19 protein-coding genes are annotated in these 16284 nt (G+C 34.8%); 16 read left to right on the forward strand and 3 right to left on the reverse strand.

All coding sequences use genetic code 11. The features are described 5' to 3' along the window. Positions 1-18 precede the first annotated feature (18 nt). The 7 genes from NQ499_RS04295 to NQ499_RS04325 all read left to right on the forward strand — a co-directional run bounded on the left by NQ499_RS04295 (position 19) and on the right by NQ499_RS04325 (position 5605). Positions 19-1446, forward strand: coding sequence for a metallophosphoesterase family protein (locus tag NQ499_RS04295; protein WP_040390209.1), 1428 nt, complete (start codon positions 19-21; stop codon positions 1444-1446). After that, positions 1443-2822, forward strand: coding sequence for an NAD(P)-dependent oxidoreductase (locus tag NQ499_RS04300; protein ID WP_006506918.1), 1380 nt, complete (start codon positions 1443-1445; stop codon positions 2820-2822). The genes NQ499_RS04295 and NQ499_RS04300 overlap by 4 nt, the downstream gene beginning before the upstream one ends. Before the next feature lie 118 nt (positions 2823-2940). After that, complete coding sequence (locus tag NQ499_RS04305; protein WP_006506917.1) at positions 2941-3744, forward strand: folate family ECF transporter S component; 804 nt, start codon at positions 2941-2943, stop codon at positions 3742-3744. Positions 3745-3754: 10 nt separating this feature from the next. After that, a complete protein-coding gene (locus NQ499_RS04310) occupies positions 3755-4492 on the forward strand; it encodes a segregation and condensation protein A (protein WP_006506916.1) in 738 nt (245 codons plus the stop codon). Beyond that, entirely contained in the window at positions 4479-5069 is a 591-nt protein-coding gene (scpB, locus tag NQ499_RS04315; protein ID WP_006506915.1) for an SMC-Scp complex subunit ScpB, read from the forward strand. The genes NQ499_RS04310 and scpB overlap by 14 nt, the downstream gene beginning before the upstream one ends. 166 nt (positions 5070-5235) lie before the next feature. Then, positions 5236-5388, forward strand: a complete 153-nt coding sequence (locus NQ499_RS04320) for a hypothetical protein (RefSeq protein ID WP_006506914.1) — start codon at positions 5236-5238, stop codon at positions 5386-5388. Further along, the gene (locus NQ499_RS04325; RefSeq protein WP_006506913.1) at positions 5363-5605 is read left to right on the forward strand and encodes a hypothetical protein; all 243 of its coding nucleotides are present in this window, start codon (positions 5363-5365) and stop codon (positions 5603-5605) included. Before NQ499_RS04320 ends, NQ499_RS04325 begins: the two co-directional genes overlap by 26 nt. Positions 5606-5695: 90 nt before the next feature. Here NQ499_RS04325 and NQ499_RS04330 read toward each other — a convergent pair whose 3' ends face one another. Continuing rightward, on the reverse strand, positions 5696-6058 hold the full coding sequence (locus NQ499_RS04330; protein WP_006504733.1) for a hypothetical protein: 363 nt from the start codon (positions 6056-6058) through the stop codon (positions 5696-5698). A gap of 113 nt (positions 6059-6171) precedes the next feature. Here NQ499_RS04330 and NQ499_RS04335 point away from each other — a divergent pair, with 113 nt between their 5' ends. Both NQ499_RS04335 and NQ499_RS04340 read left to right on the forward strand, forming a co-directional pair. Next, entirely contained in the window at positions 6172-6726 is a 555-nt protein-coding gene (locus NQ499_RS04335) for a DUF5662 family protein (RefSeq protein WP_006504734.1), read from the forward strand. A gap of 30 nt (positions 6727-6756) precedes the next feature. Next, positions 6757-7500: a pseudouridine synthase gene (locus NQ499_RS04340; protein ID WP_006504735.1), complete on the forward strand. Its 744-nt coding sequence runs from the start codon at positions 6757-6759 to the stop codon at positions 7498-7500. 29 nt (positions 7501-7529) lie between these two features. On the opposite strand, the gene NQ499_RS04345 is transcribed toward NQ499_RS04340, so the two are convergent. Continuing rightward, positions 7530-7706 carry a ferredoxin gene (locus NQ499_RS04345; protein WP_006504736.1) on the reverse strand — a complete coding sequence of 59 codons (177 nt, stop codon included), beginning with the start codon at positions 7704-7706 and terminating at the stop codon, positions 7530-7532. Positions 7707-7822: 116 nt separating this feature from the next. Here NQ499_RS04345 and NQ499_RS04350 point away from each other — a divergent pair, with 116 nt between their 5' ends. From NQ499_RS04350 to ucpA, 6 genes are all read left to right on the forward strand, one after another. Next, positions 7823-8434, forward strand: coding sequence for a hypothetical protein (locus tag NQ499_RS04350; protein ID WP_006504737.1), 612 nt, complete (start codon positions 7823-7825; stop codon positions 8432-8434). Between the two features lie 12 nt (positions 8435-8446). Beyond that, the gene (gene cmk, locus NQ499_RS04355; protein ID WP_006504738.1) at positions 8447-9109 is read left to right on the forward strand and encodes a (d)CMP kinase; all 663 of its coding nucleotides are present in this window, start codon (positions 8447-8449) and stop codon (positions 9107-9109) included. A gap of 11 nt (positions 9110-9120) precedes the next feature. Further along, positions 9121-10428 carry a ribosome biogenesis GTPase Der gene (gene der / locus NQ499_RS04360; RefSeq protein ID WP_006504739.1) on the forward strand — a complete coding sequence of 436 codons (1308 nt, stop codon included), beginning with the start codon at positions 9121-9123 and terminating at the stop codon, positions 10426-10428. A 90-nt stretch (positions 10429-10518) separates the two neighbouring features. Then, positions 10519-10737 carry a hypothetical protein gene (locus tag NQ499_RS04365; protein WP_244985257.1) on the forward strand — a complete coding sequence of 73 codons (219 nt, stop codon included), beginning with the start codon at positions 10519-10521 and terminating at the stop codon, positions 10735-10737. A 334-nt stretch (positions 10738-11071) separates the two neighbouring features. Then, the gene (locus NQ499_RS04370; protein ID WP_006504741.1) at positions 11072-12475 is read left to right on the forward strand and encodes an APC family permease; all 1404 of its coding nucleotides are present in this window, start codon (positions 11072-11074) and stop codon (positions 12473-12475) included. A gap of 83 nt (positions 12476-12558) precedes the next feature. Continuing rightward, positions 12559-13356, forward strand: coding sequence for an SDR family oxidoreductase UcpA (gene ucpA, locus NQ499_RS04375; protein WP_006504742.1), 798 nt, complete (start codon positions 12559-12561; stop codon positions 13354-13356). A gap of 92 nt (positions 13357-13448) precedes the next feature. Here the strand turns inward: ucpA and ptsP are convergent, their stop codons facing one another. Then, complete coding sequence (ptsP, locus tag NQ499_RS04380; protein WP_259848615.1) at positions 13449-15170, reverse strand: phosphoenolpyruvate--protein phosphotransferase; 1722 nt, start codon at positions 15168-15170, stop codon at positions 13449-13451. 366 nt (positions 15171-15536) lie between these two features. Here ptsP and nagB point away from each other — a divergent pair, with 366 nt between their 5' ends. After that, entirely contained in the window at positions 15537-16268 is a 732-nt protein-coding gene (gene nagB / locus NQ499_RS04385) for a glucosamine-6-phosphate deaminase (protein ID WP_006504744.1), read from the forward strand. Positions 16269-16284: the final 16 nt, after the last annotated feature.

Genomic DNA, 16284 nt, shown 5'->3' on the forward strand with positions numbered 1-16284 from the left:
CTTAAAGGAAGTAATATTATGGATGAATTTAATGGCATCAATACTTTTTTTAATATGATTTACCATAATGACCGTGCTTTTTCTCGTGCTTTATTGAATTATCAGTCTTTTAATGATTATCGACAGTGGTTAAGAAATCATCACATAGAATTTAAAGAACTTGATATGATTGATGAGTATTCATTCAGTATGATTCGTCCTGATATGACAATTAAAGATGTATCCATGTTGACACATACTAATTTACAAGAAGGTTTACAACGTATTCGTTCTTTCTTTAAAGATAAGACTTTCTTATTTCTTATTCCCGGTACAAATAAAGAAATTGAAAACTATTCTTTTACAGGAGTGGATTATATTTTTACAATAAGCAAACCTTTTAAGCAGGAAGACTTGTCTTTCTTAGACCCATTTCCTGGATTACTTGAAGCTTTATTTTATGCAGATGAATGGCCTGGAGGACTCATATTTAATTCTAAACATGCAGCCTTTTATCCATTGCATAGTAATTCCCAGGCAAAGGCATTACAGAAAAAGATTGATGAGAAGACAATGTTTAATAAAGAAGGACATTCTTCTTTTATTTACCATTTATCTGATTTACATCTAGGTCCTAAAAAGAAACTGAAAGCAGTCTCAAATTTACTGGATTCATTAGATGAATGTGATCACTATGCCCATAGTCCTCATAGTAAACAGGTCTTTATTACAGGAGATCTTATGAACTCTCCTAATACAAAGAATATGTATCAGGCCAATAGTTTTATGACAATGATTAGAAAGAGATATAAGGCAGATATCACCTTTGTGTTAGGTAACCATGATATGATAGTAAAAGGCTTGAGTATTGGTGGAAGACAACGTACAAAAGTCATAGCCTATTTACTAGGTGAAAAGATTAAGGTTATAGAAAAAGATAAGATTGTACTTGTAAAGATAGATTCTAATGCTGGTGGTAACTTAGCTAGAGGAATGATCACAAGAAGACAATTAGACCAAATAGACTCAGAACTTGCAGGTATAGAAAATCTAGAAGATTATACGATTGTGGTCTTACTACACCATCATGTATTTAAAGTCTCTAAGTCAGACTTCTTAAAAATACAATGGCGTGAAAAATCTATATTTGGAAGTATAATGGATAAATCTAAAGCACTTGTAGATGCTAATATGTTTGCAACATGGCTTCAACAACGTCATATTAAATATGTCCTTCATGGCCATAAGCATGTGCCTTATTTCATGAATAAAAAAGGTACATACTATATCTCAGCAGGAAGCGCAACAGGTGGCTTAAAGGAAAGTGAAAGTCATTATTATTCTTATAATGTATTACGTTATGATTATATGGATAAGAAGATGAAAACATGTCTGATATTCTATGATGATAACAAGAAAGCAGAAAGAAAACGTGTTGAAGTATATTTAATGGAGGAAGATAAATGAAATTAGTTGATAAAATGAAAGATGAACGCTTAGGGATTGCGATTTTATATAATTTCTCTAAGGGATATGAAAAACCAGTTCCTATGGAACTATATGATATTGTATTACCTTTTATCTATCATGATGCATTTAGAAAAGAAATTCTCAAGCATGATACATTAAAAGATGTCATTGAAGCATCTATTGAAGCAGATCCACACTTTAAAGAAGTGATTCTTGAAGCAATTAATGATGATGAAGGCATTACCTCTAAAGCATTAGGAATGGCCATGATGGGTGGAATGCTGACTTATGAGATGATTGATGGAAGAGTTTGTGGTAAATTACATGAAGCTGAAGTTTTAGACTTTAACGAATGTATTATTTTTGGTAAGATGATGCAGGACCATACAAAAGAAGAAATTCTTGGTTTGTTACATCAGGAACTTCGTATTGTCTTCTTGCAGGTAGAAACATTAGGAAAAGATGTGGATACACATATTTTTGATGATCTTGGAAGAGTGACTTATCATGAAAATGTAGACCAGTTAGATGTTATTTCTCTTTGTAAGGATGCAGATATCGTTATTACAAATAAGAATCTGTTTAGAAAAGTAGAAATTGACCGCTGTCCTTATCTTAAGATGATTGCGGTGACAGCTACTGGCACAAACAATGTAGATTTAGATTATGCAAAAGAAAAGGGAATCCGAGTAGCCAACGTAAAAGGATATTCTACTGAAGCTGTTGCCCAGCTTACTCTTGCATTATGTCTAGAACTTGTTGAACATACATCACGCTATGATAGTTATGTAAAATCACAGCAATATGAAAAGGATAAGGTCTTCTCATTCTTTGGTTACTCGTTTCATGAATTATCTACTATGACTTGGGGAATTGTTGGTCTAGGCGCAATCGGTCAGCGCGTTGCACGTATTGCGGAAGCATTAGGATGTCAGGTGCAGTATTATTCTACAACTGGACATCATCAGGATGAACACTTCAAGCAGGTGGATTTTGATACATTACTTAAAACAAGTGACATTATTTCTATTCATTCACCTCTTACAAAAGAGACAGAACATTTATTTGATGCAGAAGCTTTCAAGAAGATGAAAGATACAGCTTACCTCATTAATGTAGGACGTGGTCCTATTATCGATGAAGAAGCGCTAAGTGATGCATTAAATAATAACCTTATTGCAGGAGCAGGTTTAGATGTATTTGAAAAAGAACCACTTCCTTCAACAAGCCCTTTATATAGTGTTGATCCTCAAAAGGTCGTTTTCACACCACATGTTGCATGGGGTTCAGTAGAAGCAAGACATCGTTTGATTCTTGAAGTACGTGAAAACATTGTCGCTTTTATTAAAGGCGAGGACCGTAATAACTGTTAAAAAGGAAAAGGAGGAGCCTATAAGAAGGCAAGTGTACGGTCAGAGATGATCGGAATTAACGTCTGTGGACTAGCGATAGGTTGAAACAGAAACATTTGTTTATTGTAGCATTTAAAAAATGATTCAAATTATTATTGTATGTATTTTAGTATTACTTGGTATTTACTGTTTTAAGGTTTATCCATTAGAAAGAAGAAATACCAAAAAGCTCGCATTTAGTGCTTTAATTATTATCATCACATTGATTCTAAAGAGACTTACTATTATGGTGCCGTTATTTGGTGCTGAAAGCTTAAAGATTGGTTTTGAATATATTCCTGTTATGTTGGCAGGTGTGATTCTTTCACCAAGCTATGCTTATCTCATTGGTTTAATTACTGATTTACTTGGTTTGGTGATTTCCCCAACAGGATTTCCATTCTTTGGATTTACACTCAATCAGGTATTGATTGGTTTGATTCCATCATTGATTGCTGTAAAAGTGAAGAATGTAGATGGAAAACGATTTGGTAAAGTTGTATGTCTCATGATTGCATTATTTGGTGGAGCAGGATCGCTTTTTGTTGCTTTACAAAAAACAATCTCTATCGGTAAAGTCACTTATACATTAACATCTTTGCAAAAAGGTGTTATGATTGGACTCTGCCTTGTTGCCTCTATAGGTTTTATCTTGTTCATGTTGAAACGCACAAAGGATATGAAAGACAATGATGTGTCATTATTTGGTACTTGGCTATTAAGTGTTATTTTAGTCGAACTTGTAATTACATTCTGCTTAACACCTTTCTGGCTACAGATTATGTATGGCATTCCATTTGTGGTATCTGTAAGTATTCGTGTGATTAAGGCATGTTTTATTATTCCATTAGAAATCATTATTGGGTTCCCATTATTGAAACAGATGGATAAATTATATAAATAGGAGTATAGATATGGAATATCAGGTCACAGTTGACCAGTTTACTGGGCCGCTCGATCTCTTGCTTCATCTAATAAAAGAACATGATATGGATCTTCTTGATCTTGATGTAGCGGCGGTATGTGACCAGTATCTCGCTTATATTCAAACAATGGATCCTTCACTCTTAGAAGCTGTCTCTGAATATTTAGTCATGGCAGCCTGGCTTATTGAAATGAAAAGTAAACTATTACTTCCTAAGCCAGAAATAGATGAAGAAGATGATTATGAAGCAGAAAGAAAGAGAATGATTGAAAGACTGATTGAAAAGAACCGCATTAATGGTATCTTAGAAGCCTTTGAAGCCTCTTATGATAAACGTCAGACAATGCATTCTAAAATACCTTCAGCACTTGAAGAATATCTTCCTAGTGGTGAAGAAACTATTCCTGAGGGAATGGAAGTTTATGATTTGATCAAGGCGATGCAGAGAGTAATGCAAAGACGTGCTCTATTGCATCCTCTTGAATCTAAAATTGCACGTGTAGAAATATCTATTGATGAAAGAACAGAACAGATCAGGAGTTATTTCTTACGTCATAAAGGTAAAACTGTTGATTTTGAAGACTTGTTTGATGAAGGAGACCGCTATTTTGCGATAGTAACATTCCTTTCTATTCTTGTCTTAGTAAAAAACAGTGAGTTATTGATTACTCAAAGTGGTAATTTTGAAAAGATTTATTTGAAAGGAACAAGCTATGGACAAGAATGAGTATTTATCAGTCATAGAAGGTATGCTTTATATCTATGGTGATGAAGGTGTTACAATTAAAGATGTTGCGGAAGCATTAGAAATCACTAAGAAAGAAGCATATGAACTGATGGACGAATTACTCTCTCTTTATGCTTCTAAAACAGTTAAGGGTGTAGATATATGTGATTTTGGTGGTACTTATAAGATGGTGACATTGCCTCAGCATGATGTCTATTATAAGAAGATGATGACTACAAGTGGTAGAAAACTATCTAAATCAGCCTTAGAAACATTAGCTATTGTGGCTTATTATCAGCCTGTTACTAGAATTCGTATTGAAGAAATACGTGGTGTAGGCTGTGAATCAATGATTCGTAAGCTTTTAGCTCAAGCCCTTATTAAAGAAGTAGGACGTGATGATTCACCAGGTAAACCAGTCTTATATGGCGTTACTGATGAATTCATGGACGCTTTTAACTTAAAAAGCTTGGATGAATTACCAGAACTTAAAGAAATTGAATCTGAATTTGATGAAGAAGATATCTTCAATACAAAATATCAGGAAAAGGTAGAAGAAAAGCCAGAAACGAATTAGTTTCTGACTTTTTTTCTAAAGAAACGGCAGAACTTCCCACCTCAATAAGAAATATAGGTGGGGGATGAATGCCGATGATGAATTTGTTTGAGAAATTTTGGAATAATAAGGGTATAAGATATATAGGAAGCTTCTTTTCCTAAATCTATAGAAAGGAGTTAAATATATGTATCTTACAATAAAGCAGCAGGTAAAGCATCTGTCCAAGGAAGACTATCGTTCTATCAAGGAATTATGTCATATAGCGAAGAATCTCACTAATCAGGCAATCTATAACATCAGACAGCATTACTTTGCAGAAGGCAAGTTTCTGGGATGAGGATGCAATACCAGCCTATAAGAGTGATGATACTGAAGAATATCATTTCAGTGGAAAGAGAATACATCGTGGACAGTATAGAACATCCACTGGAAAAGTGTTAAATGCAGATGTGAATGGTGCATTAAATATCATGCGTAAAAGTAGCGTTGTGGATGTAAACATCCTATACAGTAGAGGCGAAGTGGACACGCCTATAAGAATAAGGATTGCCTAGCGATAGGTGGAGACTTAAATATCAATCTTCTTAAACGGATGCGCAGGCATCTAAAAAAAACGACTTAATAAAATATTAAGTCGTAGTAGTTCATGACTGACATTCTTTTAATAGTTTTAAACGACGTTTATAATATTCAATCTTTTCTTTAACCTGCTTCTTTACAGCCACAGAAGTTGTTTCCGCAAGAGAAATGGTACCAAGCATGATCATCAGTGTCACGATTGGCATTCCAAATAAGAATAACTTAGAATGACTAATAAAGAAAAGGATTCCTAATACGACAATACTTATTAATGCATATCTTAATGTACGCATACCTAAGCAGTAGCTATATATTTCTGCTCTCACATTTTCGTAGGAGTTCTCCAAGAAAGTAATAACCTCCTCACAGCTTTCTACATCAAGTGAAGCATCATCAATATTTGTTTCTATTTCAATGTGAAATGCCATAGTTCTACCTCCAATTCTCTATCATTATATCATTGAATTATAAAAAGAAAAGACATATACTTAAGAATGATTTTATGTTATAGTGATAAACACACAGAAATGAGGAAAATACAGTGCATATTTGGGGACATTTTAAGACAATTACAAGACATAAGATATTAGTAGGAAAGCTATGCTTTAAAGTACATTTATATAAGCAGGGCTTATTACATGATTTATCTAAATATTCTCCAAGTGAATTTATTACAGGTATTAAGTATTATAAGGGAACATATTCTCCTAATAGTGCTGAAAGAAATGAGAAAGGCTACTCAACAGCCTGGCTTCATCATAAAGGCCGTAATAAGCATCATTGGGAATACTGGGTGGATTTTACAAGAAAGGGTCAGGTTCCCGCTAAAATGCCTTATAACTATGTGCTAGAGATGTTCTGTGATAGAGTTGCAGCAAGCAAGATTTATGAAGGAAAGAACTATACAGATGCCTTTCCTTTACAATACTATGAATCAGGACAATATTCTTATATATTACATCCTGAAACACGTGCCTTAATTCGTTTCATGCTTGTTTATTTAAAGGATCATGGACTAGATGATACAATTAAAATGCTGAATAGACATCATGATTATGATGAATATTTTGTTGAATTTAAGGACGATTTCATGTAGATTAGTTAATGGAAAAGAAAGGGTGAAACAATGGAAGAAAGATTACAAAAAGTCATTGCACAGAGTGGTTATACTTCACGTCGTAAAGCAGAAGAACTCATTCAGCAGGGTAAAGTCACTGTGAATGGTGAAGTGGTAACAGTGCTTGGTACTAAGGTCACTAAGAAAGATACAATCTGTGTCAATGGAAAACTTATTAATAAAGAAGATAAAGTATATTATTTATTCTATAAACCAGAAAAATGCGTATGTACTATGAGTGATGAACATGATCGTACATGTGTAGCTGATTATTTTGCAGATAGTAATGAAAGAGTTTATCCAGTAGGAAGACTTGACTATGATACAACAGGTGCTTTATTTATGACAAATGATGGTGAATTTGCGAACCTTATTATGCATCCATCTAGTCACTTAGAAAAAGTTTATGAAGTATCTGTTAAGGGATTACTTACCAAGGCTGAAAAGAACCAGCTAGAAAAAGGTATCTATCTAGAAGGTGTTAAAACATTACCTTGTGAAATTGCGATTACTGGAAATGATGAAGAACATGGTACGACTATGTTGTTGATTCGTTTAGTAGAAGGTAAGAACAGACAAATCAAGAAGATGTTTGAAGAAGTAGGACATCCTGTAAAGCGTTTAAGAAGAATCATGATTGGTCCAATTGACTTAAAGGGATTAACTCCTGGTACTTATCGTCGTTTAAAACCACATGAAGTAAATGTATTACGTACAATGGCTTTAAAAAAGAAAAACGCAAACAAAAAATAAAAGAGGATGCATCGCATCCTCTTGCTTTATTATTCAGCTTCAATTACGCCAACTGGGCAGCCATCGATAGCATCCTGAACAGCTGGATCTTCAGTTTCATCAACGATTACTTTTGCTAATCCTTCGTCATCTAATTCGAAAACGTCTGGGCAAACTCCTGCGCAAGCACCGCAACCTAAGCAGCCTTCATTAACTTTAACTTTCATTTACATATCCTCCTTATTTCATATATATCCATTATAACGGATTATGAGGTTTTTTGAAAGTTATTTTCTTAATTTTATAGGTATGCTATAATAGATACGATTAGGTGGTGAAATTTATGTCAGAACAGACAAGAATGTCTAAGTATAAGGATTTACGTGACAATATCGATGATGATACTTATGTGCCTCATGAAGAGGATGATGCTGATGATGATTTCTTATCATTTATACCAAGGTCAAATCATCGTGAAAGTCTAGAACCAAAGACATATGAAACACTCAAATATGAAAGCAACCCATTTGAATCATTGCACGAGGATCATCTCAATACAACAAGAACACGCACGGATACACGTCTTGATATTTTGAATCAAATGAAAGAGGATGCTTCTTCACAGGATACCATCTGTGATTATCATACGTCTGAGTTAAGAAGAGGGCATGCAGTGAAGGGTGGTAGCTTGATGGACAAGTTGGCTGCTATGTCACCTGAAGAAGATGTTGAAGCTTTTAGAAAATACAGTGAAGAAATATCACATCGTGAACCAGTGAAAACGGAACGAGTAGTGAGAAGTGCACCAAACTATGAAAATAAACATGCACAAAAGAAAGCACCATTACCGGAAAAACAAGAAGATAAAAAACTTACAAAGATTTTGAATGGTGTGATCGCATTACTTGTGATTGCGGTGATTGTATTTATTATCATGACTTTTCTGAATATTTAGGGGGATTTTAGAATGAAAAAAATTGCTATTGCGATTGACGGGCCTGCAGCTGCAGGTAAGTCTACGATTGCTAAGAGAGTCGCAAATAATCTAGGTTATACTTATATTGATACAGGTGCAATGTATCGTTGTGTGGCATATTATGCACTTGTAAAGGGTGTTGATTTCCATGACGAAAATGCTGTCTGTCGTTTATTACCAGAAATTAAGATTAAATTAATGCCTGATAACACTGTCTACTTAAATGATCGTGATGTAACTGCAGATATTCGTGTGAATGAAATCAGTGCAGGTGCATCTATTGTTTCTGCTTATTCTAAGGTAAGAACATATTTAGTAACACAACAAAGAGAAATGGCCAAAGCTGGTGGTGTTATTCTTGATGGTAGAGATATTGGAACTGTCGTATTACCAAATGCAGAACTAAAGATCTATCAGGTGGCATCTATTGAATGTCGTGCTTTACGTAGACATAATGAAAATTTAAGTCGTGGATTGAATTCTAATCTTGATGAAATCAAGAAGGAAGTAGCAGCACGTGATGAAGCAGATATGACACGTGAGATTTCTCCATTAAAGAAAGCAGATGATGCAATTGAAATTGATACTTCAGATATGACTATTGATGAAGTTGTTGCACATATTATGAATTTAGTTGAAAAGAAGACTCAATAAGGAGGCGAAATATGAAAAAAGGTATTGTTGCGATTGTAGGTCGTGCGAATGTAGGGAAGTCTACATTATTTAACCGTATTATTGGTGAACGCGTTTCTATTGTAGAAGACGTACCAGGTGTTACAAGAGACCGTATTTATGCAAAAGCCAGCTGGCTTACAAAAGAATTTAGAATTATTGATACTGGTGGGATTGAATTAAAGAATGCTGATTTTACAGAACAGATCAAGACTCAGGCTGAGATTGCGATTGAAGAAGCAGATGTTATTATCTTTGTTGTTAATGGACGTGAAGGTTTAACAAGTGAAGATAACTTTGTAGCAAGAATGCTTCAGAAATCAGGTAAACCTGTACTTTTGGCTGTTAATAAGATTGATGATGTGGCATTTAGGGATAACATTTATGATTTCTATAGCTTAGGTATTGGTGAACCAATTCCTGTATCAAGTGCTCATGGTATTGGTGTAGGGGATCTTCTTGATGAAGTTATTAGAGTGCTTCCAGATGAAGAAGATGAGTTTGAAGAAGATGAAATCAAGGTGTCTATTATTGGTAGACCAAATGTTGGTAAATCTTCTCTTACAAATGCGATTTTAGGTGAAGACCGTGTTATTGTTTCTAATATTGAAGGAACAACAAGAGATGCTATTGATACAGCATTTGAAAAAGATGGTTATAAGTATAGAATCATCGATACAGCAGGTATGCGTAAGAAGGGTAAAGTCTATGAGAATATTGAAAAATATTCAGTACTTCGTGCTTTAAAGGCTGTAGAACAGAGTGATGTTATTCTTTGTGTTGTCGATGGTGAAAGAGGCATTATTGAACAGGATAAGCATGTTGCGGGGTATGCACATGAATTAGGTAAATCAGTTGTCCTAGTTGTTAATAAATGGGATGCTGTGACTAAAGATGAAAAGACAATGGCTAAGATGGAAAAGAACTTAAGAGAACAGTTTAAGTATCTTGACTATGCACGTATTGCTTTTGTCAGTGCTTTAAAGAAACAGCGTATTAATACATTATTTGATTTAATTGTAGAAGCATACATGAATGCTCATAAACGTGTGACTACAAGTGTATTAAATGATGTTATTGTAGATGCTCAGGCAATGAATCCTACAACTACATTTGAAGGTGGAAGACTTAAGATCTATTATGCCAACCAGGTTGCTGTACAGCCACCAACATTTGTATTATTTGTAAATGATCCTAAGTTCATGCATTTCTCATATAAGCGTTATCTAGAAAACTGCTTAAGAGATCGTTTTGGGTTTGAAGGAACGCCAATTCATATTATCTGTAGAAAAAGAGACTAAAACTGACCAAATAGGTCAGTTTTTTTGTGCGATGAAATCATCCTCGTAGACGCGAGTCAGACAGGTATACAGTGGAGCAGCGCTGAACATTTGATCAGCTACCCAACAGCGTATAGATATGCTATAGCGCTTAATTATAATACGGCTTGTACCCCTGGTGCAGGTAGTGCTATATTTCTGCATTGTTCAACTGGTGGGGCAACAGCTGGATGTATCAGTGTATCTTCAAGTGATATGATTCGTATATTAAAGATGATTCAAGGTGATACTTTGATTGGAATATATCAGAATAAAAGCAGCTTATATTAATAGCTAAATAATAGTAGTCAGATAAGTGAAGTAACTTAGTATTGTAGATTATAAGGAGGATTATAATGAAAATTCTCCTTTTTCTGTGGTATTTATTAAAGAAAGTACTTTAAAATTTCATTTCACCAATTTACTTGACTGAAAGAAATGTAAGTGCTAACATTTAAATATATGAGTGATATCATTTCAATTGAATAGTTGATTGTGAGATTATGTGAAGGGACTTATCTCATATTATGTATGATTTTCTGGTATCTCTTTGAGAGAACATTTTTTTTTGCAGTAATCATGCTTTTCAGCTATTCCCAATTACAATTATGGAGGAGGTTGTTTTATGGACAACAAAGAAAGCAAGGGTGGCTTAAATAAAAGTCTTAAGCTGATTTTCGTTTACACCGTTGCAACAGGTTCTATTTTTACATTTGTAAACTATTGGGACTCTGTATTCTATGGTTATTGTGGAAGCGGGACATTCCTCGCATTCGCACTTATGACTGTAGCTATTTTGCCAGTCGCACTTGTATATAGTGAATTGGCATCTATTTTCCACACTGGTGGTGGGGAATTAATCTACAACACTGTTGGTATTAATAAGCATGTTGGATTCTTAGCTTCTTGGCTTATCATGGCCGCTTGGATTTCAGTACCACCAGCTGTTGTTATGGCTATCATGACATGGATCAATAAGACATTAAATCTAGGTCTTGGTACATGGGGCATGGTTGGTTGTGCTGCAATATTACTTGTTTTATATTTCTTAATGAGTATTCAGAACGTTCAGTTCTTAGTAAAGGCTCAGGCAGGTATGCTTTTCTGTAACATTGCAGTTACTATTATTACTGGTTTCTTATTACTATTCTCAGGACATTGGCATTTATCTAACTTTGGAAATATCTTCCAGTCAACTTTAAGTTCTATAAATGGTATTCCTGGATGGGTTATTGGCATGGCGTTATTGATTACACCATACTTCGGATTTGAAACAGTACCTCAAATGGTTGAAGAAGGAGACTTCCCAATCAAGAACTCTAAGAAAGCTATTTGCGGTTCAATCCTTACTTGTGGTTGTATCTATGTATTCTACTATTTCTGTGTTGCAGGATTAGATGGATTACAGGGCATTCATACAACTCTTGCACAGGATGGTTTCTTAACTATTTTAACTATGCAGAAAGTATTAGGATGGACATTCTGGCCTATTATCGTTGGTATTCTTTCTTGTTTACTTGGTATGGGTGCTTCATTACTTGGTTTCTGGATGTCAACAGTACGTATGTTATATTCAATGGCTAATAAGAACTTCTTACCAAAGGTTTTCGCAAAGGTAAACAAGAATCAGCAGCCATTATTACCTAACATCTTCTTGTTAGTATTATCATTAGTATTTATTGTATTACAGAACTCATCTGACTTCATGAGTGCATTCTTTAACTTAATGAGTTTCGGATGTGTCTGTGCTTATGCATTAACTATGATTTCAGCTATCTGTATTCATAGAAAACATCCTAATTGGGTAAGTGCAAACACTGTTAAGGGTGGAGATGCTTTCCGTGTTCTTGCAATGTTGATTGCAGTCACTATCGCATTCTTCTGTACACTTGGTCAGGGTATTGATTCTTGGATCTGCTTCGGTGTATATCTTGGTGTTGGTATGTTATTGTGGCTCTGGATGGTTTGTGTGAACTGGAAGAAGCATCCAGTAGAAATTGAAACTCCTGATGGAGTTCAGAAGTTCTAACAATTAAATAGTATTAAAAATTAATAGCAAAGCAAACGATTGCTTGCATATATAAATTTAGTTTAGAAAAGGAGAATAATAAAATGGCTAAATTAGAAGGAAAAGTTGCATTAATTACAGGTGCTGCAGTAGGACTTGGAGAAGGAATCTCAACTACATATGCGAAATATGGTGCAAAACTAATCATGGTTGACTTATCACCAGCTGTAGAAGATACTGCAGAAAGATTAAGAAAAGAATACGGTGCTGAAATCATCACTGTAGTAGCTAACGTAGCTGATCGTGCACAAATGGATGCCGCAGCTGCTAAAGGTGTTGAAAAGTTCGGTGAAATCAATGTTGCTTGCTGTAACGCTGGTGTTTGCCGCTTAGCTCCATTTGAAGAAATGACTGATGAAATGCGTGATTTCCATATTGATGTAAACATTAAGGGTGTATGGAATACATGTAAAGCAGTTGTTCCTTATATGTTAAAACAGGGTGGAGGTAGCATCGTTATCGCTTCTTCTGTAACTGGTGATATCGTAGCTGATGCTGGTGAAGCAGCTTACGCTACAACTAAGGCTGCATTAGTTGGTTTAACTAAGTGCTTAGCTGTAGAATATGCTAAACGTAATATCCGTGTTAACTGCTCACAGCTTGGTTATGCAAGAACTCCAATGGTTGAAAAGATGGCTGTTGAATCTAACCCAGAAAATCCAGAAGCAGCAATCAATGATATTGCAGCAAATGTTCCAATGGGACGTCTTGCTAGACCTATCGAAGTAGGTGAATTATTCGCATTCTTAGGAAGCGATGAATCTAGCTACTTAACAGGTGCTCAGATTGTTATTGATGGTGGTGCTACATTACCAGAAACAATGTCTATCGGTACAAACTAATATCAATACTTGCCACCTCTTTATAGAGGTGGTTTTTTTGTATGCAAAAAAAAAGAGATGAACAAATGTTCATCTCTCAAGTATTGTGTTTTTTATCCTTCAATACCAGTTTCAGCTTTAACTAAATCAACAACTTCTTCCATTGTAGAAAGTTCAGTAGTTGCCTTTTCAGCTAACTTCTTAGAATCTTCATAAGATAATTCTCTGATACGTTTTCTCTGAGCAAGAATTGAAGTTGCAGACATTGAGAATTCGTCAAGTCCTAAACCAAGTAGTAATGGTGCAGCAAGAGCTTCGCCTGCCATTTCACCACACATACCAGTCCATTTACCTTCTCTATGAGAAGCATCAATTGTGTTCTTAACTAATCTTAAGATTGATGGGTTGAATGGCTGATATAAGTAGTTGATTGTAGATGACATACGGTCAGCAGCGAAAGTGTACTGGATTAAGTCATTTGTACCGATTGAGAAGAAATCTACAACCTTAGCGAACTGATCAGCAAGAACAGCAGCAGCTGGGATTTCAATCATGATACCAACTTCGATTGAATCAGAAACTTTAACACCTTCAGCAACTAACTTAGCCTTTTCATCTAATAAGATTGCCTTAGCCTTGTTGAATTCTCCAACAGTTGCAATCATAGGGAACATGATCTTAAGATCACCATAAACTGAAGCACGAAGTAATGCTCTTAACTGAGTTCTGAATACTTCTTCTCTCTGGAAGCAAAGACGAATAGCACGAACACCTAAGAATGGGTTCATTTCTTCAGGAACTGGAAGAGCCTTTAACTTCTTGTCTCCACCGATATCCATTGTTCTAACAACAACTGGACCATTTACGTTTTCAAGTACTGTCTTATAAGCTTCATACTGTGAATCTTCTGTTGGAAGTTCATCTGATTCCATATATAAGAATTCAGTTCTGAATAAACCAACACCTTCAGCACCATTCTGCTTAATAGCTTCGATATCATTTGGAGAACCGATGTTAGCTACTAATAATACTTTATGACCATCAGTAGATACTGATTCAGCAGTCTTTAATGTCTTAAGTTCTGCTTTGTAGTCTTCGAATTCTTTTCTCTTAGCTTTATAAGTAGTAACTGTTTCTTCATCAGGGTTAACAAATACATCACCTGTTAAACCATCAAGAACAACCATGTCACCATCATTGACAGTTTCAGTAATAACGTTAGTTGCTACAACTGCTGGAATTTCCATAAATCTAGCTAGGATAGCAGAGTGAGAAGTTCTACCACCGATATCAGTGATGAAACCACGAACTAAGTTCTTATTTAACTGAGCTGTATCAGAAGGAGTTAAATCATGAGCGATGATTACAACTTCTTCATCAATTAAAGCAGGGTTAGGTAAAGACTTACCTAATAAGTTAGCTTTTAAACGAGTAGTTACATCTCTAACGTCAGCTGCTCTTTCTTTGAAATATGCATCATCCATAGATGAGAACATAGTAATGAATAAATTAGCTACATCTTCTAATGCTGCTGGAGCACATAACTTTTCATCATTGATCTTAGCTTCAACCTGTGACTGAAGTTCTGGATCTTCAAGAATCTGAGCATGAGCATCAAATACTGCTGCTTCTTCTTCAGATAAGTTTTTAGTAGCTGCTTCCTTAATTGCAGCGATTTCAAGTTTAACGGCTGCAACGCTCTTGTTATATAAAGCAATTTCAGCTTCAGTGTCTTCAACTGTAGTACGTGTTACAGTTAAATCTGGCATATCTAATTTATATGCTTTAGCAATGGCATAACCACTAGATGCCGCAATACCTTTTACATTTGTCATTTTTGACCTACCTCCATATACTCCATATTTTACAATAAAAGGGGTACAAAATAAAGGAAAGAAGCTCTTTCATATATATTTTTTTGACAAATTTACACAATTTTGAGGGTATAAATTAATCTAACTCTTTCTATATATACCTACAAGTGTTGAAAGAAGCCAATTAGGGACATTTTTTCACTATTTTAATAGTGAAAAATAGATGTATTCTAGTTACCATATAATTCTTTAACTACTGTTTCGCTATCAGATAATTTATACCAATATATTTTAAAATAAATAAAGAAAATTTCACAATATGAAAATATTGCTTTACAAATAGGAATAACGAGTATAATATAGAAGTGTAAACAGGAGGATAATAATATGAAAGTTATTGTTACTAAAGATTATGAAGAAGCAAGTCAGAAAGCAGCAGAAATCATGCTTGACGTTATCAAAAATAAACCAAACGCAAACCTTGGTCTTGCAACAGGTTCTACACCAATCCGTCTTTATGAATTAATGAGAGAAGATCATAAGACTAATGGAACAAGCTACAAAGATATCAAGTCATTCAACCTTGATGAATACTATGGTTTAGCACAGGATCATCCACAGAGCTATTACTATTTCATGTGCCATCAGTTATTCAATGAATTAGATATCGATAAGAATAATATCAATGTTCCTAAGGGTAAGGGTTCAATCGAAGAAGTTTGTGATGAATACAATGCATTATTAGCTGAAAATCCAAGAGATATCCAGTTATTAGGAATAGGCTCTAATGGACATGTTGGTTTCAATGAACCAGGTACATCATTTGATTCAGTGACTCACTACATTGCATTAAAGCAGAGCACAATCGAAGACAATGCTAAGTTATTCTTCAATGGTGATTTAAGTGCTGTTCCTACTCATGCAATCACTATGGGTATTTCTAATATCATGGAAGCTAAGAAGGTATTATTAATTGCGACTGGTGAAAGAAAAGCTAAAGCAGTTAAAGGCTTAGTTGAAGGACCAGTGACAGAAGATCTACCAGCTTCTATTCTTCAGAAACATGAAGATGCAATCATCATCGTTGATGAAGCAGCTGCATCATTATTATCTAAATAATTTCTTAAGGCGCTTA

The sequence above is a fragment of the Catenibacterium mitsuokai genome, assembly GCF_025148785.1.
Classification (GTDB): Bacteria; Bacillota_I; Bacilli_A; order Erysipelotrichales; family Coprobacillaceae; genus Catenibacterium; species Catenibacterium mitsuoka.

Coding starts and splice junctions, on each gene's coding strand:
- NQ499_RS04295 (WP_040390209.1), top strand. CDS start 19: ATGGATGAATTTAATGGCATCAATACTTTTTTTAATATGATTTACCAT.
- NQ499_RS04300 (WP_006506918.1), top strand. CDS start 1,443: ATGAAATTAGTTGATAAAATGAAAGATGAACGCTTAGGGATTGCGATT.
- NQ499_RS04305 (WP_006506917.1), top strand. CDS start 2,941: ATGATTCAAATTATTATTGTATGTATTTTAGTATTACTTGGTATTTAC.
- NQ499_RS04310 (WP_006506916.1), top strand. CDS start 3,755: ATGGAATATCAGGTCACAGTTGACCAGTTTACTGGGCCGCTCGATCTC.
- scpB (WP_006506915.1), top strand. CDS start 4,479: ATGGACAAGAATGAGTATTTATCAGTCATAGAAGGTATGCTTTATATC.
- NQ499_RS04320 (WP_006506914.1), top strand. CDS start 5,236: ATGTATCTTACAATAAAGCAGCAGGTAAAGCATCTGTCCAAGGAAGAC.
- NQ499_RS04330 (WP_006504733.1), bottom strand. CDS start 6,058: ATGGCATTTCACATTGAAATAGAAACAAATATTGATGATGCTTCACTT.
- NQ499_RS04340 (WP_006504735.1), top strand. CDS start 6,757: ATGGAAGAAAGATTACAAAAAGTCATTGCACAGAGTGGTTATACTTCA.
- NQ499_RS04345 (WP_006504736.1), bottom strand. CDS start 7,706: ATGAAAGTTAAAGTTAATGAAGGCTGCTTAGGTTGCGGTGCTTGCGCA.
- NQ499_RS04350 (WP_006504737.1), top strand. CDS start 7,823: ATGTCAGAACAGACAAGAATGTCTAAGTATAAGGATTTACGTGACAAT.
- cmk (WP_006504738.1), top strand. CDS start 8,447: ATGAAAAAAATTGCTATTGCGATTGACGGGCCTGCAGCTGCAGGTAAG.
- der (WP_006504739.1), top strand. CDS start 9,121: ATGAAAAAAGGTATTGTTGCGATTGTAGGTCGTGCGAATGTAGGGAAG.
- NQ499_RS04370 (WP_006504741.1), top strand. CDS start 11,072: ATGGACAACAAAGAAAGCAAGGGTGGCTTAAATAAAAGTCTTAAGCTG.
- ucpA (WP_006504742.1), top strand. CDS start 12,559: ATGGCTAAATTAGAAGGAAAAGTTGCATTAATTACAGGTGCTGCAGTA.
- ptsP (WP_259848615.1), bottom strand. CDS start 15,170: ATGACAAATGTAAAAGGTATTGCGGCATCTAGTGGTTATGCCATTGCT.
- nagB (WP_006504744.1), top strand. CDS start 15,537: ATGAAAGTTATTGTTACTAAAGATTATGAAGAAGCAAGTCAGAAAGCA.